Source organism: Streptomyces sp. NPDC046335 (assembly GCF_055587985.1).
Genome location: NZ_JBVJFF010000028.1, coordinates 1 through 19,318 on the forward strand (window position 1 = coordinate 1; position 19,318 = coordinate 19,318).

Consider the following 19,318-nt stretch of genomic DNA (forward strand, 5'->3'; position numbering starts at 1 on the left):
ATGACCCGGCAGACCGTGGCCGAGGAGATCCCCAAAAGCGGTGCGAGCTGTCGCATCGTGAGGTTGGTGCGGTAGTACACCGCCACCAGCAACACCCGTTCGGCCAGCGGCAGACACCAGGGACGGCCACCACCGGGCCCATTCCCGCCCCGCTTGCGCACCACCTTCACCAGCTTCGCGAACCGGTCGATCCGCAAGCCTGCGAACGTCTCCACCCACACCGGCTCAGCCCGCAACACCCCGCCAATACTGGAAAATGCCCAACACCGAGCCTTCTGCAACACCCTTTAGTGGACGTGCTCGCGAAGGAGCTGGCATCGCGTCCGGCTCAGGAGGTACAGGAGAGCGTCTACGTGGCAGGGGGCCTGGCCGTGGCCGTGGCTTCCGCACCCGCTGAGGCCGGACCCACTCTGGTCGAGACACGGCACTTGGGCCGGGGCGGCCGCCGACTGCCGGCGCACGCGTCCGCGCCCGCCCAAAGGAGTACGTGTCCTGGACCTGACCCGGGCCATCGCGGGGCCCGTCGCCACACGCACCCTGGCCCTGTTCGGCGCCGACGTGCTGCGCGTGGACGCCCCGCGGCTCTCGGAGGACGCGGATGCCCACGCCGACACCGGCATGGGCAGACGCTCCACGCTGCTGGATCTCGCCCGCCCCGGCGACCGGCACGACTTCGAGGGTCTTCTCGGCCGGGCGGATGTCGTGGTGACCGGCTTCCGCCCCGGCGCCCTGGACCGGCACGGGCTGGCCGCCGAGGCCCTCCTCGACCGGCACCCCGGCCTGATCGTCGCCCAGTTATGTGCCTGGGTCTGGTCCGGCTCCTGGGCCGAGCGCCGTGGTTTCGACAGCTCGGTGCAAGCTGGTACCGGTATCGCCGCGATCGAGGCAACAGACGACGGCCGCCGCCCCGGTGCCCTTTCCGCACAGGCGCTGGACCACGGAATTGGGTACCTGCTCGCTGCCGCCGTACTGCGTGCGCTGAGCGACCGCCAGGCCACCGGCGGCGGGAGGCATATCCGCCTCGCCCTGGCAGGCACGGCCTCCTGGCTGCTGCACGGCATCCGTCCCGTCCCGGCACATGGCGAAAGCGACCTCCACGACGCCGGCATCTGGCTCACCGAGACCGATTCGCCTTACGGCCGCCTTCACCATGCCCGGCCCCCGGTGCACTACGAGGGCGCACCTGCGAACTGGAACCACGGACCGACCCGGTGGGGCACCGATCGGCCGAACTGGGCGTGAACGGAACTCGCCGGAGCGACCGGTTCAGCCGGGCCGTCGACCAGCTCGGCAGCTCGGCAGCTCGGCGGCGACGAGGACAGGTGCCCTCGTCCGGCGACCGGAGGTCGGAGGCGGTGCACCGCGGACCGACACGAACCGGCCATCCTCTCCCTGGGTGAAACCGCAACTCCCCTACCAGTCCCGGGAGATGACGGCCCGTCGGCTCGCGGTCGTCCCCGGTGACTCGTCAAGGGTCAGGCCCTTACCGACGCCCCTCCCTTCGCATCAGATGCCTGAGTCCCACCAGCCCCACGGATGGCACCGGAACCCACTCTTCCCCTTGATGCCGGCGTCAGGTCACCCGCCTCGCGCCCGCCTCACCGCGCTTTTCGGCCAGTGGTCATGGCGCCTTGTAGCCCGCTGAAAGCCCTGGCTACGATCCCGCTCGTTTCGCTTTCTGCACATCTCTGCACGACTACTTCATCTTTGTGAGGGAAGTGCGTGGAGTCATTTACGCAGTCGGAGACGCCGGACCACCGCGGTGCGTCACGACGGCCCCGGCTGCTCCGGAGGAGCCGCACCGCCTCCGGTTTCCCTTCTCCACGGGGCGTTCCCGCTCCTCCGCAGGGTGTCTCCGCCCGCGATTTCCGCCTCTTCTGGTGGGCCAACGCCGCCGACGCGCTCGGCACCCAGGCGTCCGGTGTCGTCCTGCCCTTGCTGCTCCTCGCCCTCGGTCACTCCGCGCAGACCGCCGGCCTCGTGGCCGGGCTCTCCCTCGCCGCCGGACTGCTGCTCGGGCCGCTCGCCGCCATCCCCGCCGACCGCGGCGCCCGTAAGACGATCATGATCTGGTCCGCCGCCGTCGCCGCGCTCGCCATGGGCTCGATCGCCCTGGCGCTCGCCCTCGGCCACCTCACCCTCGCCCACCTCCTCGGCGCCGTCCTCGTCGAGCGGTTCGCCACCGCCTGCCACGAGGCGGCATCGCGCGGCACGGTCGCCCTGCTCTGCCCGCCCGGCGACCAGCCGCGCGCCGTCTCGGGGCTCGCCGCCGCCGATCAGGGCGCGCTCATCCTGGGCCCCGCACTCGGAGGCGCCGCCTACCAGCTCTCCCGCGCCCTGCCCTTCGTGGCCGACGCCGTCTCCTACGCCGTCGCCGCCCTCTGCGTACGAGCGATGCGCACCGACCTGAAGGCCCCGGTGGAGCCCTCCGGCGACGGACTGCTGCGCGAGGCCGCGGCCGGACTCCGTCTGGTGCGGCGGGAGCCGCTGCTCCGCCTCGTGCTGGTCTGGGTCGCCCTGGTCAACGGCGTGGCCGTGGCCCTGTACTACGCCACGGTGTTCGCGCTGGGACGTTCCGGCAGTGGCGCGCTGCCGATCGGCGTCGTCCTGGCCGTCTCCGGCGCCGCGGGGCTCGCCGGGTCGCTCGCCGCACCCAGGGTCGCGGCACGCTTCGGCCCCGCCCGGGTGCTCGTGGCCGTCACCTGGCTGCTCGTCCCGCTCACCGCGGGCATCGCGAGCGCCGGTGGGCCATGGACGCACGGTGCGCTGCTCGGCGCGGTCTGCCTCCTCGTCCCGCTGCCCGCGGTCGTCCTCCAGGTACGCGCTCTGCTCGTGACGGAACCCGCGCTCCAGGCGCGGGTCGGCGCGGTCCTCGCGACGGCCTCCGGCGCCACCGCCGCCCTTGCCCCGGTCCTGGCCGGGCTCTTCGCCGACCAGGTGGACACCGCCGCCCCCGCGCTGGGCTGCGCCGCCCTGCTCACCCTGCTCGCCGTGCACACCACACGGCGGGCCCCGCTCGCGGAGGCCGCCGCGTGAGCCGCTTCCAGGTCTACCGCGCCGCGCTGCCCGAGGTGTGCGCCGCCCAGCCGCACCGGATGGTGTTCACCGCCGACGCCGACGGCCGCTGCGAGGTCTTCACCTGGGACGCCGAGACCCGCCGCGCCCGCCGCGTCACCGACCGTCCTGGCGGCACCCTGCACGGCGCGATCGACGCGGACGCGCACGTGTGGTGGTTCGCCGAGGACGCCCGGGGCGTGGGCCACTGGCGCTTCCAGCCCTTCACCGGGGGACCCGACCTGCCCGGCCTCACCGGCGTCCCCGACGGCACCGCCCGCGGCCTCGCCGTCACCGGCGGCGCCACCGCCGCCCTCGGCATCGGCCTCGACGACGGCACCACCATCCGCGTCGGCCCGCGCGGCGGCCCCGGCCGCGAGGTCACACGGGTCGACGGCACCGTCTCCCTGACCGGACTCACCCCGGCCGGCGACCTGCTCGTCCTCTCCCGCGCCGCCGACTCGCCCCGCGCCGTCACCCTGCTCACCACCACCGGCGCCGAGGTCGCGGTCCTGCCCGGCGACGGCCCGCACGGCAGGCTGTGGGCCCTCGGTTTCACACCCGCCGGAGTGCACACCACCCTGCTCCTCGTCCGCGAGCACGAGGACCGCTACCTGCTCGCCACCTGGACCGCCGCCACCGGCACCCGCACCCACGCCTGGTGCGCCCTCGACACCCAGTTCACCGCCTGCTGGTACCCCGATGGGCGCTCCGCGCTGATCCGCCAGGACCGCCACGGCCGCTCCCTGCTGCACCGCGCCGACTTCGCGCGCCGCACCCTGGAACCCGTACCCGCGCCGCCCGGCACCCTCCTGGACGCGGCCCCGCATCCCGGCGGTGACCTGCACACCCTCTGGACCGACAGCAGCCACCCGCCCCGGATGACCTCCACCACGGGCACGCCGCTGCCCCCGCTCGGCACCGTCGAAGGACGCGTCCCCGGCACCCTGCGCGACCTCCGCACACCGGGCCCGGACGGCCCCGTGCACACCCTGCTCAGTCTCCCCGAGAGCGGGCGGGCCCCGTATCCCGCGGTGTTCCTCGTCCACGGCGGCCCCGCCGACCACGACCGCGACGCCTACGACGGCACCGTGCACTCCCTGGTCGCCTCCGGCTTCGCCGTGGTCCGGGTCAACTACCGCGGCTCCACCGGCTACGGCCCCCGCTGGCAGCGTGCCCACCGGGACGGCGTCGGCCACACCCAGGTCGCCGACCTCGCCGCCGTACACGCCGACCTCACCGCGCGCCGCCTGATCCGCCCCGACGCGACCGGACTGTGGGGCTCCTCCTGGGGCGGTTACCTCGTCCTGCTCGCCCTCGGCACCCGGCCGGGGCTCTGGCGGGCCGGCGTCGCCGTCAAACCCGTGGCCGACTACGCCGCCGCCCACGCCGTCGCCGCCCCCGCCCTGCGCGCCTTGGACGAGCGGCTGTTCGGCGGCACCCCTGAGCAGGTGCCCGAAGCCTACGCGCACAGCTCACCGATCCGGTACGCCGACCGCGTACGCGACCCGCTCCTCGTGGTTGCCGCCACCCACGACACCAAGTGCCCGGCAGCACAAGTGCGTTCCTACCTCACCGCCCTCGACGCGGCCGGCGCACGGCACGAGTCCCTGTGGCTGGACACCGGGCACGACGGCTACGACGGCGCGGACCACGTGAACGTGCTGCGCCGCGCGGTGCTCTTCCTCGACCAGCGGCTCCGCGGCACCACCCGCACCACCCCACCCAGACGCCCCGCGCCATCCGGAGCGGGGTCAGCGCACCACACCGTCAAGCACTGAATCCGAGAGGAGAGAGCCCATGCAGAAGGACGTCATCCACAACGACCCGCTCGCGGAGGACGAGGCGAACCGGAGGCCGAGCGTCGGCGTCACGGTCACCGTCCCGTTCCGCAACGCCGAGGACAGCGACGAGACCGTCGAGGACTGATCCCCACCGGTCGGCCCCGGGGCGCCCCGGGGCCGACCGGCACTCACCACGTCAGGAGAGAGCGCCCATGCGCGTACTGCTGGTCAACATGCCCTGGTCGCCCATCGACCTGCCGTCGCTGGCGCTGGGCATCCTCAAACGGAGCGTGGACGAACGCGTCCCCGGAGCCGGCGCCGAAGTGCTGCACGCCAACCTCATGTTCACCGACTGGATCACCGAGCGCACCGAGTTCACCGGCCACGACTACGAGTACTACGCGCTCTCCTCGTACTTCATGGGCTGCGGCGACTGGGTCTTCTCCTCGGCCCTGTACGGCGACCCCGCATGGCGCGAGGAGGAGTTCACGAGGACGATGTCCGGCAAGCTCAAGCCGGCGCGCATGGCCATGACACTCGAACTGCACCGCGTCGTCCCCGAGTTCGTCGAGATGATCGCCCGGCAGATCGTGGCGGACGCACCCGACGCCGTCGGCTTCACCTCCACCTTCCAGCAGAACGCCGCCGCGCTCGCCGCAGCCCGGCGCGTCAAGGAACTCGCCCCGCACATCGTGACCGTCATGGGCGGCGCCAACTGCGACGGCGAGCAGGGCGCCACCGTCCACCGGAACTTCCCCTTCGTCGACCACGTCGTGCGGGGCGAGGGCGAGGCCGCCTTCCCCGCGCTCCTGACCGCGCTCACCGACAAGACCCCGCTGGACGGCATCCCCGGCCTGTGCCACCGCGACGCCACCGGCACCAGCGTCGCCAACCCCATGGCCACCCGGCCGCTGCCGCCCGCGGCGATCCTGCCGCCCGACTACAGCGGCTACTTCGAACGCCTGGCCGCTTCCGTGGCCCGCAACTGGGTGGAGCCCAAACTCGTCGTCGAAGGAGCGCGCGGCTGCTGGTGGGGCGAGAAGCACCACTGCACCTTCTGCGGACTCAACGGCTCGTTCATGGAGTTCCGCTCCAAGAGCCCGGACACCTTCTACGAGGAGATCATCGAACTGGCGCGCCGCCACCGGGTCCTCGACATGTATGTCGTGGACAACATCCTCGACATGCGCTACCTCACCACCGTGCTGCCCCGCATCATCGACAGCGGCTACGACCTGCGCCTGCACATCGAGATCAAGGCCAACATGAAGCGCAGCCAGCTGCGCACCCTCGCCGACGCCGGGCTGATCTACGTCCAGCCAGGCATCGAGAGCCTCAACAGCCGCGTCCTGGACCTGATGGACAAGGGGGTGAGCGGCTGCCAGAACGTGCGGATGCTCCGCGACGGCGCCGAGACCGGCCTCTCCGTCGCCTGGAACTACCTGCACGGCTTTCCCGGCGAGAGCGCCGAGGACTACGACCCGGTCATCGCCCAGATACCCGCCCTCGAACACCTCGACCCGCCGGTCGACCTCTCCGCCCGCATCGCCATCGAGCGCTTCAGCCCCTACTTCGAGCGCCCCGAACTGGGCTTCACCAATCTGCGGCCCGAGGCCCACTACCGCTTCACCTACGACCTGCCCGAAGAGGAACTGCACGGCATGGCGTACGTCTTCGAGGCGCCCGCACGCGGCATCGGCGAACCCACCGTCGGCGCCCTCAACACGGCCCTCGGCGACTGGAAGAAGCACCACACCGACGCCCGTCTCACCCAGGACGACCAGGGCGACCGCATCGTCCTCGTCAGCCGCCGCCGCGCCTTCGCCTGGCGCGCCATGGAACTGACCGACCCCTTCGAGCTGGCCGTCTTCCGCCTCCTCGACCAGCCGCACGGCGTCCGGGCCCTCCAGCGCAAGGCCGCCGCACGAGCCACGGGACCGGTCCGCACCGAGGCGGAGGTGCAACGGCTCCTCGACTCCTGGCTCGCCCTCGGCATCGTCTTCACCGACGCCGGCCAGTACGTGCACATCGCCCCGGCCGCGGTCAACGAGGACCTACTCCGCCTGGACTTCATGCGGCACGCCCACGCACAGGACGGTGCCGTCCCCGCACCCGCCTGAGCCCGAACAGCCCCCAGAAGGAGCACGATGACCGCCACCATCACCGCGCCCACGCTCCTGGCCTGGCGCGACTACGATCCCGCCGCCTGCGCACTGCCCGGCATGTCCCTGGGTGAGGTGCCCCTGTCCGGTTCGGCACGCGGCCAGGCCGCACACCTGTGGGACCTGGGCGCTCGACGGGTACGCCTGCCCGCCCCCGTCGACCTCGCCGCTTCCGCCGACCCGGGCACCGCCCTGTACGGCCTCTGCCTCGTACGGGATCTGACCGCGCGGGCGGTCATGGTGGAGTGGGAACTGCGCTTGGCTCCCGGCGCGGGGGAGACCTGGCGAGCGCTCAGCCACCTCCAGCCGCCCGCCGCCCTGCATGGCCCCGCCGACGCCGAGGAGTCGCTGCGCACCTGGCGGCGCGGCCACTACCTGTGCAAATGCCTGTGGCGCAAGGGCCCCGGCTTCATTCAGATCCGCGACCGCCGCTGGGGCGAACTGCGCCGCTTCACCGCCGACGAACCCGAGTACGAGGAGGCCATCGGCCGTCTCGACCACGGCGCCCCGGCCGAGACCGTCCCGCGGGCCATCCTGGACGACTTCCGCAGCGAGCAGCTGATCCTGGAGATGGGCCCCTACGCGTGGTGGCTCCCTTACCGGGTCAACCGCTGGCTCCAGCAGTCGATCGCGATCTGAGCGGGGTCCGATGCGATCGGCCTCCGTCTCGCCGCCCTGCCCCCGCGCACGCTGACCTCGCTGCCCGGTCACGCGGACAGCCTGGCACAGCACCACCGAGCTGTGCCACAAGGCCGGGCGGCTCCTGCTACTCCGTGGGCAGCGGCGGCCACATCTCCGGCGGCGGAGGCAACTTCGGCGTGATCACCCGCTACTGGTTCCGCGACCTGCCGCGCCCGCCCGCCCAAGTACTGCAAACTCACGCACAGACCGTCCTGGACCGGCAGACGGGCGAGTACTCCGCGCAGCGGGAGCTGTTCACCGCGTCCGCCAGGGGGCCGGCTGGTCCCGTTCCTTCAACGGGACCAGCCGGTCGCCTCGGGGTGCCGCGCGGTTGGCCTCAGCGGTTTTCGCGCAGGTCGGCTTCGGCCGGCAGGGTGGAGAGGGTGCGCGGGGCCTTGACCGACTTGGAGGCGGGGGTCTTCGTCCCGCAGAAGGCCGCCTCCAACGTTCCGCCGAGCGCGGTGTTGACCACGCCTCGGTTCGAGGTGTTGGCCATGGCGGAGAGTGAGCGGCGGCCGTCGCGGGTGGCGAAGGCGTAGGTGTAGAAGCCCTGCACGGTGCCGGTGTGCCCGTAGACCTGGGTGCCGCACGAGAGGTCGTAGCGGCGCAGTCCGAGGCCGTAGAAGCGGGTCTGGGTGGTGTCCGTCGGGGTGACCGTGGTCATGGCGTCCAGCATGCGGGGCGAGAGCAGTCTGCCCCGCATGAGCGCGGTCGTGAAAGTGTTGAGGTCGGCGGGGTTGGAGATGACCGCGCCTGCGGTCTGGGCCCAGGAACCGGTCTGCTCGGTGGAGTCGACCAGCGGCGCCCCCGCTTCGTCGGGGTGGAGGTAACCGCGTACGTGCAGCCCCTTGATCTCGGTCCGGGGGTGCACGTACGAGGTGTTGCGCAGCTTCAGCGGCTTGATGATGCGCTGCTCGTACTGCTCGGCGGCCGAGGTTCCCGTGATCTTCTCGATCAGCATGCCGACGACGACGAAGTTGGCGTTGGAGTACCTGTAGTTCGCGCCGGGCTCCGTGGTGCGGGGCTCGGCCAGGGACAGGTCGACCAGCTCTTGGTAGGTGAAGACGCGGTTGCGCACCGCTTCGAAGCCGGGCACGGTCTTGGCGAACATGGCGTCGGAGTAGTCGGCCAGGCCGCTGCGGTGGGTGAGGAGGTGCCGGACCGTGATGCGGTCGTCGGGCAGCAGCCCGGGCAGGTAGCGGTTGACCGGCGCGTCGAGCTCCACCTTCCCCTGGTCGGCCAGCTGGAGCAGCACGACGCTGGAGAAGGTCTTGCTGACGCTGCCGATACGGAAGCGGGCGCGGGTGTCCATGGCCTCGCCGGAGACCCGGTCGCGGACGCCGGCGGTGCGCGTGCGGACCCCGTCGGGACCGGTGAAGCGGGCCATCGCGCCCGGAGCGCCGTTGGCCATGGCGGCCTTCAGGGCCGTGCTCACGCCGTCCATGTCGGGGGCGGGGACGGTGGGGGCGGTGGGGGCCGCCGGTGCCGCGGAGGCGGCGGTGGCGGGGGCAAGGACGCCGGCGAGGGCGGCGATCAGGGTGGCGCTCGTGGCCAGGCGTCTGCGGGTCAGCGGGGACACGTGGGTTCCTCGTTCTCGACTCAGCGGAATATCGGCGCACGCGGCGGTGCCGCGTGCGAGCAGGCGGGGAAGGGGCGTTCACTGCGTGCTGTCCCCGGCCCTCATGGAGCATGAGTGCCAACGCGCCACATCGGTTCCTGTCACGGGTGCCGTTGTTGGCCGGGGTGCGCGGACTGCCCCGTGGCGGCCGGAACTTCACTTGGCGGAGGGGCGCCGGCCGTCTGCCGGAGGTGCGCCGTTGTCCCGAGCGTGCTGTTGCTGAACCGGGAGCCGGCGGCCGGCTCCCGGCGGACGGCCGACCTGACGGCGGCCACGGACCTTGGGGGAGCGGCCCGGAGCGGCCCGGCGAGGGCGAAGGCCTAAAGGCAGACGCCCCGTTCGAGCAGGGCGCCGGGCTCGGCCGCCAGGCGGTGCAGAATGGCGGGGGTACACCGAGCGCCGGGGTTGTCGGCACCGGACCGCCCTTGGGAACGTAGAAGCGATGCGGCTTCGGCAGCCGCATCGCCCGGTCACCGCGGACACGGCCGACCAGCTCGACGGTCAGGGCCGATCGACGGCCGCCTTGGTCGCTACGAGACGCTCGCGAAGCCACCCGCCTGCTGATGCGAGGAACGAAGCCAGGCCACGGGTGGGCCGGTCGCCGGCTTGGACCCAGGACCGGCCAGTCACCACGTCCAGGCCGACGGACATGCGGCCGTCCTCGGCGCACAGCACTTCCGTCCAGTTGGGATCGCTCCTGATCGAACAGGCGAGCCCCCCCGGACGACAACAGGTCGCCCAGCATCTCGGGGTCGCTGCCGATCCAGCCGGAGAGGCCTTCGAGTTGCAGGACCACCGTTGTTCCGCGGTCGGCCGCTTCAGCAGCAGCACCGACCCGTCGGTCACCGTGGAACGGCGGACCAACCGGCGGGACGCCCGCGCCAGACCGTCGGAAAGGCCGGTGAGGACGTGCACACCCATCCGGTGCAGGGATTCCTCGAGCGGCAGCGGCGTGACGCCGACGCACCAGGTGCCTCCGAACGCACGGGTGTGGCAGCCGGGCCCCCGGGGCCGCGACGAGCCGGGTGCTACTCGACGTGTACGTAGAAGCGGTCGTTCGCGATCTGGGCGACCGAGCCGGTGTCACACTCCCGGATCGGCCTTGACGGGGCCGGTCCGCAGGGCGCGGGCCGCTTCCAGTTGCGCCGCGAAGGCCAGCCCCAGGAACAGCGCGAGCGAGGTGAGGCAGGCCCACAGCAGCAAGGACATGAAGGCGCTGAGCGGACCGTAGACCGTGTCGAAGGAGCCGCTGACCGAGAGGTAGAGGCTCAAGAGGCCGGTCAGCCCCGTCCACAGCAGGAGGTACACGGCCGCGCCGAACGCCAGCCACGTATGGCCGGGCTGGCGCCGCCGTGGCGAGCGCCGGAAGATGACGCTCGCCGAGACGAGCGCCAGCACGAAGCCCAACGGCCGGCGCACCACGCCGAACACGGCGCTCACCTGGTGCCCGACACCGAAGACCGTCACCGCAGCGGCCGCCAGATCGGCGCCCGCCACCATCATCACGAAACCAAGGCCCAGGGGCAGGCCCGCGACGACGGCCATGGCCAGGCCGCGCAGGTACTTCCGGTGGATGGGCCGGTCCCGCTCGTTCCCGTAGATCCGGTTGGCTCCGCGCTCGATCTGACACATCGCCGTCGTGACGTTGGCCAGGGAGAACACGAGTCCGAACCAGAGAGCGACCTGCGTGCCACCGTCCGCGGTGCGGCGGCTGCGGGCCAGCGCCTCTTCGACGACGTCGGCGCTCGGCCCCTGTGCCATGCGGTGGATGACCACCTCGGCGAACCTGCCGATGTCCTGGCTGTGCAGCACGCTCGACAGGCCGACGAACACGATCGCGAGGGGCACGACCGCGAGGACCGTCTGCAGCGCCAGTGCCCGGGAGTGGCTGAAGCCGTCGGCGTAGCGGAACCGGACGAACGCGTCGCGCAGCAGCCGTCGGCCACCGTAGTGGCGCAGTGCCACGAAGGCCTCGTCGCCCGAGAGTTCCTCACCCGCCATGTCCCGCGTCTCGGGGACCGCCGTCGCCGTACCCATGCCTCGCCCCCGATTCGCACCGTCGTGCACCCGGTCGTACACCGGCCGAAAAATGCGGGCGTACTTGTGCCCCGGTGCCCCGGCACCGCTGACGCAATCCGTTCTGACAGGGATGACGAGGCGTTACACGGCTCTCCCCGGGGCGGCTACCGGAGGATGATGTCGCGGCCCGGGCCGCCCTCGAGGGTGTCCCGTCCGGGTCCGCCGTCGACCAGGTCGTCACCGCCTTCGCCGTTCAGGGTGTCGTCGCCGGTGCCGCCGAGGAGGACGTCGCGGCCGTCACCACCCAGGACATGGTCGTCGTCCGGCCCGGCGGACACGAGGTCCGCGCCGCCGTACGCCTCGATCATGTCCTCGCCCCGGCCGCCCCGCAGCCGCTGGTCGCCGTCGTCACCCATCAGGTGGTCCATCCCGTCACCACCGTCCAGGACCGAGAGCCCCATGACCATGTCGTTCCCCGCGTCGCCCCGCACCGTGCGCGCGGTATGGGCGTGCAGTTCGTCGTCGCCGGTGCCGCCCCGTACGGTGTCGACCGCGGGGTCGCTGGTGACGATCGTGTCGTCGCGGTCGCCGAGGAAGACATCGATCCGGTCCCGGGCGGTGCGGCCGGTGGGCAGCTCGCAGACGACGAAGGTGTCGTCCCCCGGGTCGAGGTACGCGCAGTGGTCCCCGGGTGTGATCGGGACAGCGTCCCGGAAGCCGATCTGCCGGACGCCGGAGCCGACCTCCATGGGGATCACGTGGAGGTCGTTGACCTGTCCTGCCGCGGCGGTGAAGACGATGGACTGGGCCGCCCAGTCGGCGCCGACGCGGGCCTGCGCGCCGGTGGCGGCCGGGGCGGCGGACACCGGGACGACGGTGAGTCCGGTGGCGAGCAGAGCCACGGCGGCAGCGCGGGTGGTGGCTGCGTGTCGATTCATGGGATCTCATCTCGATATGGCGACCGGTGGCCCGGCCGGAGGCGGGAAGCCGCCGCGTCACGGTGCCGTGGCGTCCTCGGGGCGGTGGGCCGGGCTCCATGCGTCGGCGGCCACGACGAGACAGGCCGTGGGCTCCCGGCCACTGGACGGCTCGGAGGAGGTACCCGGTGTCCGGAGCAGAGGGCACGCCCGCTGCTCCGGACACCGGGACACCGGCCGGCCACGCGGGCCGACGCGACCCGGCAGGACCGGGGTGGTGGTGTTCCGTCAGCTCACGTTCACGTCGACGCAGGCGTAGAACGCGTTGCTGGTGTCGGCGATGTTCCACACGGCCAGCACCTTCTGCTTGCCGGTCAGACTGCCGAAGTTGACCTGGTGCGTGACGGTCTCGCCCGGCCGGGCACCCCCGTCGTTGAACTCCGCGATCTTCCGGCCACCCACGTAGTACTGCCAGGTGGAGGTGGCGTGCCGGGCCGTCAGCCGCCAGTTGAAGCTGGTGGTCCGGCTGACCGGGGTCACTTTCCAGCCCTTGCTGTCGTTGTCGAGCTCGGCGAAGGCGGCGTTGCCTCCGCTGCAGCTCTTCAGACCCTTGGGGCCCTCGACGCTCTGCGGCTCGTACTTGATGGAACCGCAGGGGACCACGCCGGCGGCACACTGCGCCTGTCGGCTGGGCGGCGAGGAAATGTATCCGTGTGCGCTCGCGCTGCCGGCCGGGAGGCTCACGGCCAGCAGCGGGGCGATCCCCGCGCCGATGACCGCGGCCAGCGTCTTCTTGCTCTTCATGACGACTCCTCTGTGGGGGTACGTGTCCGCCCACGCGAAGACAGGCGAACATGAGCATGTCAAGCGAATCGCCATGGCTGTGGGGCCGGTCATGGCGACGAGGTGAACTGTACCCCTCTTGGTCTAGACCAAACTAGTGCCGGACCCCGCTCAGGCGTGTGGGCGGTCGTCGCCGTGGGCGTAACCGATGGTCGCGGCTCCTGAGCGGCTCACCGCACCGCTGCCGGTGAAGTTCCGCCGCGTATGCGCGGAGCGGGGCTTCCTGAGCCGTCCGCCCGGGTGGTCCAGATGTCTTGTTTGCGGCCACCCGTGCCCGGGAGAGCGTACGCGAGCGTGTCATCGTCCAGCCAGGCCACCTGATCGTCGACGCTGCGCCGTTCGGCGAGCGGGTGTTCGCGCATCGTGCGCAGGTCGAGGACGTACAGCCGCCACGGGTCCCGCGCCCCCTCGCGCACCCGCTTCTTGAAGGCGACGCGCGTGTTGTCGGGGGAGAGCGACGGGCACTCGACGTTCGAACGCAGAGCGGTCGCCGACCACTTCGCCATGTCGCCGCGCACCAGGTACGTCTTGCCCTTCGTGGAGACCGTCGCGTAGAAGGTGTTGTCGTCCTTCGCGAAGGTCACACCCCAGTAGTTGACGTCGGGGGAGTGGTAGCGGCGGCCGTCCAGGGTGAGGGGTATCTCCTCCATGTTCTTGATGAGGTAACCCGTACGGGTGTCCAGGGTCGACGTGCGGGTGGAGAACGACGAGCCCGCGTACGAGTCGCCCGTCGCGAACATCGTCCAGGACAGCATCCGCCCAGACGCCGACACGCGCGCCCGGTTGGGGATGCCGGTCAGGGCGATCCGGCGCTTCTCGCGGAGCCTGTCGTCCAGGACGACCGCGTACGACGTGGGCGGAATACCTGACCTGCGCTGCAGGCAGAGCCCCGTGCCCGCGGCGGCGTAGAAGCGCTCGCAGGAGGGGCCACCGGTGGTGCGTGCCCCGCCGCCCCCGCCGGCGGCCGGGACGCGTGCGATCCGGCCCGCCGACTCCGTCGTACTGCGGAAGTAGAGCTTGCCCCGGTCCAGGCCGAACTCCGAGGTCGTGTCGGCCGATTCGGCGCGCTCCGCCGCATGCAGCGCGTACGTGACGGCGACGCCCGCGAGGACCGCCGCCGCCGCGGCCACGGCGACGACGCGGGAGCGGAGGGAAGGGAGCGGGGAAGGGGACTGCTGCTTCACGAGGGGCCTCCGGAAGATGTGTCCGATTGCGGGAGCAGTGCCGCCGCCCCGGCGACCGCCACTATCAGCGCGACGACCGCGCAGGTCAGAGCGGTCTCGACGCCCCACAGCGTCCACGCCGCACCGAACCCGGCCGCGGCGACGAGCCGGGCGAGCGCCTGTCCCGTCTGGAGGACGGCCATGCCGCTCGCCCGGCGCTCCCGCGCGACCACGGGGGCGACCAGCGTCGCCATCAGCACGCCGTCGGTGGCCGCGTAGAAGACCCCGAGCAGCAGCAGTACGCCGACGAGGAGCGGCCAGCCGTCGGTGGGCGCGAGCAGGAGGACGTAACCGCCGAGCAGTGCGATGTGCCCGGCGAGGAACGGCATGCGGCGCCCGACGCGGTCGGCGAGCCGCCCGGCCGGGACGGCGAGCAGCAGGTAGACCGCGGCGGCGCCCAGCGGCAGCAGCGGGAACCACGAGATGGCGAAGTCCAGCCGCCGCTGGAGCAGGAGGTAGAGGAAGGCGTCGCCGATGGTGGCGGCGCCGAGCAGCGCCGCCGCGAGGAGGACGCGCCGGAAGGCGGGGACGCGGAGCAGGCCGAGGGCGCGAGGACGCGGGGCGGCCGGTGCGTGTCGTTCGGTGGCGGTGCCCGGTGGCCGTGGTGGTCGCGGTGCCGGCTGCGACAAGTGCCCCGGCACGAACGCGACCAGCATCAGCACCCCGAGCAGCCCGAAGCAGAAGCTGACGACGAACACGGCGTCGTAGGCGTCCGCCGTCGCCCACAGCAGCGCGAACGCGGCGAGCGGCCCGAGCAGCGCGCCCGTCGTGTCCATCGCCCGGTGCACACCGAAGGCGCGGCCCAGCGTGTCGGGCGGGCTGCTCAGCGAGATGAGGGCGTCGCGCGGCGCGGTGCGCACGCCCTTGCCGATGCGGTCGGCGGCGAGCGCCGCGCCGATCCCCGCGGTGGCGCCGCCCGCGAGGAGCAGCCCGAGGCGGGAGAGCGCGGAGAGGGCGTAGCCGCCGCCCGCGACGAGTTTGTGCCGGCCGCCGCGGTCGGCGGCGTATCCGCCGGCCAGCCGCACCAGGGCCGTGACTCCGTTGTAGAGCCCGTCGAGGAAGCCGAACTGGAGGGGAGAGAGACCGAGTTGGAGGACGAAGTAGAGCGGTAGGACGGCGGTGACTATCTCGGAGGGGATGTCCGTGACCAGGCTGACCGCGCCGAGCGCGAGGACGGGTCCCGCGACGCGGCCGCGCCGGGCCCCGGACTGTTCCTGCTCCGAGGCCTTGGCGACCGCGTCGGTGGTGGCCAGATACATGGCGTTTGCGTTCGTCCGGCTCAGCGGCAGCTGTAGGACGGGCTGGTGTCCTTCGTGGAGCCGTCTGTGCCGACGAGGTTCCAGGAGAAACCGGTGTCGGTGAAGTTCAGCTTCACGACACCGAAGGTGTCGGTGAGCCGCTTCTGGCTGTTGGGCTGGACCTCCTCGATGTCGTACGGGTTGGCGCCGCCCATGCCGCCGAGCACCTCGACGATGCCGTTGGCGTCGGCCTTGCCGTCCGCGTTCTGCGGGGCGAACCGCTCGTAGTGGTGGTCGTGTCCGTTGAGCACCATCTCGGCCTTGTTGGCCTGGAGCAGCTTCCAGACAGGGCGGCCGACCGGGTCGTTGCCGTGCTCGCCGGAGGAGAAGAGCGGGTGGTGCCAGTAGGCGGCCACGCACTTCTTGGTGTTGGCGGCGAGGTCGTCCTTGAGCCAGTCGATCTGCTCGTCGTCGTCGAATGTGTTGGAGTCGAGGGCGATGAAGTGCCAGTTCCCCTGGTCGAAGCTGTAGTAGCTCTCTCCGTCGGGGTAGGCGACGGACCCGAAGTAGGACTGCTGACCCGCAGGTCGTGAGCGATGACCGCGTTCTCGTCACCCTGCCGGAACCGCTCGGCCGCCTCCAACCGCAACTTCTCGCGGAAGGCCCGCCGTTCGTCGGTCAGCCCGCCCCCTTGCGCATACCTCATGCACTTGGCGTACCGCAGGGATCATGGACCGTCAGCCCTACCGACACCACGCTTTGAAGGTCAGTAATAGGTGGTCCGCTCCACCGGCTTTTCCCTGGGCAGCGCGCTCGCCGCCACCATCCTGCCGCTCATATCGGCGGCAACGGCCAACCAACGGTGGACGGCTGCACCATGGTGCTGTGGATCTCCGCTGGCATCTGTGTCCTCGCCACCGCCCTTGCCTGGTTCCTGCCCACCCGATCCGCCCGGCTCGCGCCGGCGGGGCGCCTGCCCGCCGACGATCATCCGCTGCTGGCGCTGCGGCTTGACCCGGCCGGATAGGTAGGAAAGCGTCCGCGTCGCCGGACCTGGCTGGACGCAACTTCACTGCGCCGCCTCGGCAAGATTCTTCGTCGTCTCCTGAACGGCGAGGAGGGACAACGGCGGCGACCCGGCCGCTCTCTAACCAGCGTTGCGCATGAGGCCGGGTCGCCTGTACGACGGGCGACCCGGCGGGCGAACCAGGATGCCACGATCACACGGCGAGCCGGACGGGACGATTGGCCCCAAGGCGGTTCGGACTACTCCACCGATGAGATGGCGGTTTAGCAGCCTGTCCGGACACAAACCGTATGTACTTCGAGTGCACGTTCGGCAAGCTGAAGGGCGTGAGTCGGCGACCCGCAGCAGGGGCGTTCGTCGCCGGTGTCATTTTCTTTGGTATGATCTTCAGTTAAACCTTGGTGGTGAGCCATCTCCTTTTTGGCCCGGAACCAGGAGTCGCCCCACTCGGGCCTTTCGGACGTCATCGGGATGGCTGCTGCTTCGCGGACGGTTTGGGGCGTCCGGTCTTCCGTGTCAGGAATCAGCCGGGTTCTGGGCCTGCAGTGAGGCGACCTCGAGGACGGCGGGCAGTTTCTGCTCGTCGAAGGGACCGGCGAACTCGGCGGATTCGCTGCTCCAGAGGTTGACGTTGAGTTCCATGGGCTGGCCCGGGATCGGTGTCGGATCCCACAGGAAGCGTTCGTGCACGGTGACGCCGTCGACCTGCCACCGGATGCCGTCCGGCTGCCAGTCGATCGCATAGTCGTGGAACGCGTCGGAGGCGTCGAAGCCGAGGTTGAGGATGACGGGTGTGCCCCGGTAGCCGTGCTCCAGCCTGGTGCCCGCCGCTCCGGGGTTGTAGAAGACGTTGACGAGCATGCGGGTGGTGTCCCTGCCGAGGAACTCGATGTCGATCTCCTGGCGTGGGCCGTTGCGGTGGAGGAACAGTCCCGTGACGAGGCCGCGGCCGTGCGGGACGCGCATGCGGGCGCCGAATGTGCCGTGGGTGTAGGAGCGGCGGCTGGCGATGGCGGCGCCGGTGAAGTCGCGTACCTTGCTGGGTTCACGGCGAAGGGTTAGCCGGGCGGGGCCGTGCGGCGGCACGGTGACGTTGCCCGGCCGGAAGAGGGCTCTGTTACTGGGGAAGGTGTCCTCCCGCAGGTACCAGTCGCGATCGTCGAGGGGGGTGCCTTCGCGCCATGCGATCACCTGGCCGCGCTCTTGTGCCGCAGCTTCGGGGGACTCCGGTGAACTGGGATGTTGTGCGGTCGAGGATTTCGCTGCGATGCCTCGCCATCCGGTGCCATGGGCGATCCACGGAGAGGTGTCCCAGATCATGCGGCGTCCGGTGCGGACCGTGTCGCTGGAGGGGCCTGTCACGTGGCGCTGTCCCTGCTCGGGCTGGTAGGGCCACGGGTGCGGAGGGTAGTCGCAGGTGAGGAACCGAGACAGCCGCTGCCAGGGGTCGGGGTCGTCAGCGGGGAGGATGAGACGCCGGTGTTGCAGGTGTTCACTCCAGGCCGCCGGGCGCGGGGACCTTGGTGCGGGCAGGGTCGACGTGGTCACGATGAGCCGTGCCTGTGTGCTCCTGTTGATGCGTTCGAGATCGCTTGGCTGGAGTGAACCGATGTTGACGTAGGCGTCGAACATCCGGTGCCGGCTGCCGCGGGCCAGCGCGTCAACTTCCTCCCAAGGAAGGGCCGTCAGGTCGCTGGCGCAGCGGTATCCGAGGACCGAGAGGGCTTTGGCGACCGTGGACAGGCCGGTGCCCGGCTCGCCGACGACCAGGACCGGTTCCTTAATGCCCATGCGCTGGGGAGGTTTGGGCGCTGCGGAGCGGACGGCACCCACCTTGGCCAGGACCGGCATAACGGAGTAGGAGTTACTCGAGGCGATGCCGGGGCGCTGATCGATGACGGGCCGAGGTGTCATGCGTACCGTCAGGTGGCCGAACTGCTGGTTGATCCACAGGTCGATGGGGCCGTGTGCGGGTAGTTGGCGCAGGAGTTTGTTCGCTCCTGCTTTCGAGAGCAGGTAGCCGGATAGTTGCCACAGCCCCCTGGTGGGGCTGCGGAGCGCTGAGGGGGCGGTGTGGTGCTGCTCCGTCTTGTCACCGGTTTCCTGGTAGGAGAGGTAGAGGAGATCTACAGGATTCCCGGCGTGATGAAGGGCCTCGAGGTCGCTCCACGCGCGTTCGAGTGCGGGCAGGCAGGTCCGGGTGACATACGCGTCGTCTTCCAGGACCAGGGTGTACGGCGCGTCGTGCGCAGCGATCTGTTTCCAGACTTCTATGTGTGAGAGTGCCACCGCTATCTCTTGGGGTGTCATGGATATGTGCGTGGCGCGGGCGGCGTCGTCGATATCCAGACGGGGATGCGGGTCGACGGCGAGCTGTTCGGCCAGGGTGTAGGCAGGGTGCAGGAGTTCGGCCGGTGGTGGGCCCTGCAGGTAGCGGGCGTCGATGGCCGGGAAGCGTCTGGCGCTCTGGCTGAGGGGCTGGCCTTGCCGGTCTTTGAGCCAGCTCAGCTCGCGATTGAGGATCTTCCAGCGTTCCTGAGCACGGTCAAGGTTGATGACGTAGATGCGCTGGATCGCAATGTCTTCGGGGCGGGAGGAGAACGCGGTGCTCTGGCGTCGGGCGAAGAACCGCCGGGTTCGGTAGCGAGCGTGGGCGCGCAGTGTGGGACGCAGCCCGGACAGGGACGTGAGGTTCATGGATGTCAGACGCTGCCGATGCTGTTTGAGAGGGGGCGAGTAGGCCCCGAGATCT

The 19,318-nt window shown here is 71.1% G+C and carries 15 protein-coding genes and 2 pseudogenes; 7 read left to right on the forward strand and 10 right to left on the reverse strand.

The genetic code is table 11. From position 1 onward, the window contains the following. A partial coding sequence (locus tag ACZ6JY_RS39785; RefSeq protein ID WP_469204412.1) for a helix-turn-helix domain-containing protein occupies nucleotides 1-248 on the reverse strand: 248 nt, incomplete at its 3' end. A 289-nt stretch (nucleotides 249-537) separates the two neighbouring features. Here ACZ6JY_RS39785 and ACZ6JY_RS39790 point away from each other — a divergent pair. From ACZ6JY_RS39790 to ACZ6JY_RS39815, 6 genes are all read left to right on the forward strand, one after another. Further along, complete coding sequence (locus ACZ6JY_RS39790) at nucleotides 538-1,242, forward strand: CoA transferase (protein WP_469204414.1); 705 nt, start codon at nucleotides 538-540, stop codon at nucleotides 1,240-1,242. Between the two features lie 480 nt (nucleotides 1,243-1,722). Then, nucleotides 1,723-3,036, forward strand: coding sequence for an MFS transporter (locus tag ACZ6JY_RS39795; RefSeq protein ID WP_469204361.1), 1,314 nt, complete (start codon nucleotides 1,723-1,725; stop codon nucleotides 3,034-3,036). A 59-nt stretch (nucleotides 3,037-3,095) separates the two neighbouring features. Further along, nucleotides 3,096-4,835, forward strand: a complete 1,740-nt coding sequence (locus tag ACZ6JY_RS39800; protein WP_469204416.1) for an alpha/beta hydrolase family protein — start codon at nucleotides 3,096-3,098, stop codon at nucleotides 4,833-4,835. Nucleotides 4,836-4,854: 19 nt separating this feature from the next. Next, nucleotides 4,855-4,983 (forward strand): hypothetical protein, encoded by a 129-nt coding sequence (locus tag ACZ6JY_RS39805; RefSeq protein ID WP_469204363.1) that lies wholly within the window; start codon nucleotides 4,855-4,857, stop codon nucleotides 4,981-4,983. 67 nt (nucleotides 4,984-5,050) lie between these two features. Continuing rightward, nucleotides 5,051-6,958, forward strand: a complete 1,908-nt coding sequence (locus ACZ6JY_RS39810) for a RiPP maturation radical SAM C-methyltransferase (RefSeq protein WP_469204365.1) — start codon at nucleotides 5,051-5,053, stop codon at nucleotides 6,956-6,958. 27 nt (nucleotides 6,959-6,985) lie between these two features. Beyond that, on the forward strand, nucleotides 6,986-7,639 hold the full coding sequence (locus ACZ6JY_RS39815) for a DUF5825 family protein (RefSeq protein WP_469204366.1): 654 nt from the start codon (nucleotides 6,986-6,988) through the stop codon (nucleotides 7,637-7,639). A gap of 379 nt (nucleotides 7,640-8,018) precedes the next feature. Here ACZ6JY_RS39815 and ACZ6JY_RS39820 read toward each other — a convergent pair whose 3' ends face one another. The 8 genes and pseudogenes from ACZ6JY_RS39820 to ACZ6JY_RS39855 form a co-directional block, all read right to left on the reverse strand. Further along, a complete protein-coding gene (locus tag ACZ6JY_RS39820; RefSeq protein WP_469204368.1) occupies nucleotides 8,019-9,260 on the reverse strand; it encodes a serine hydrolase domain-containing protein in 1,242 nt (413 codons plus the stop codon). A 1,122-nt stretch (nucleotides 9,261-10,382) separates the two neighbouring features. After that, the gene (locus ACZ6JY_RS39825; protein ID WP_469204370.1) at nucleotides 10,383-11,336 is read right to left on the reverse strand and encodes a YihY/virulence factor BrkB family protein; all 954 of its coding nucleotides are present in this window, start codon (nucleotides 11,334-11,336) and stop codon (nucleotides 10,383-10,385) included. A 146-nt stretch (nucleotides 11,337-11,482) separates the two neighbouring features. Next, on the reverse strand, nucleotides 11,483-12,256 hold the full coding sequence (locus ACZ6JY_RS39830; protein WP_469204372.1) for a calcium-binding protein: 774 nt from the start codon (nucleotides 12,254-12,256) through the stop codon (nucleotides 11,483-11,485). A 267-nt stretch (nucleotides 12,257-12,523) separates the two neighbouring features. Next, a complete protein-coding gene (locus ACZ6JY_RS39835) occupies nucleotides 12,524-13,039 on the reverse strand; it encodes a lytic polysaccharide monooxygenase auxiliary activity family 9 protein (protein ID WP_062770044.1) in 516 nt (171 codons plus the stop codon). A gap of 209 nt (nucleotides 13,040-13,248) precedes the next feature. After that, a complete protein-coding gene (locus tag ACZ6JY_RS39840; protein WP_469204375.1) occupies nucleotides 13,249-14,262 on the reverse strand; it encodes a TolB-like translocation protein in 1,014 nt (337 codons plus the stop codon). Further along, the gene (locus tag ACZ6JY_RS39845) at nucleotides 14,259-15,560 is read right to left on the reverse strand and encodes an MFS transporter (RefSeq protein WP_469204377.1); all 1,302 of its coding nucleotides are present in this window, start codon (nucleotides 15,558-15,560) and stop codon (nucleotides 14,259-14,261) included. Before ACZ6JY_RS39845 ends, ACZ6JY_RS39840 begins: the two co-directional genes overlap by 4 nt. Before the next feature lie 20 nt (nucleotides 15,561-15,580). Next, a pseudogene (locus ACZ6JY_RS39850) lies at nucleotides 15,581-16,060 on the reverse strand (metallophosphoesterase family protein); the annotation flags it as partial. 53 nt (nucleotides 16,061-16,113) lie between these two features. Beyond that, nucleotides 16,114-16,245 (reverse strand): annotated as a pseudogene (locus ACZ6JY_RS39855) (IS630 family transposase); the annotation flags it as partial. A 171-nt stretch (nucleotides 16,246-16,416) separates the two neighbouring features. Here ACZ6JY_RS39855 and ACZ6JY_RS39860 point away from each other — a divergent pair. Then, the gene (locus ACZ6JY_RS39860; RefSeq protein ID WP_469204379.1) at nucleotides 16,417-16,566 is read left to right on the forward strand and encodes a hypothetical protein; all 150 of its coding nucleotides are present in this window, start codon (nucleotides 16,417-16,419) and stop codon (nucleotides 16,564-16,566) included. A gap of 516 nt (nucleotides 16,567-17,082) precedes the next feature. Here ACZ6JY_RS39860 and ACZ6JY_RS39865 read toward each other — a convergent pair. Further along, nucleotides 17,083-19,263: a family 16 glycosylhydrolase gene (locus ACZ6JY_RS39865; RefSeq protein ID WP_469204381.1), complete on the reverse strand. Its 2,181-nt coding sequence runs from the start codon at nucleotides 19,261-19,263 to the stop codon at nucleotides 17,083-17,085. Nucleotides 19,264-19,318: the final 55 nt, after the last annotated feature.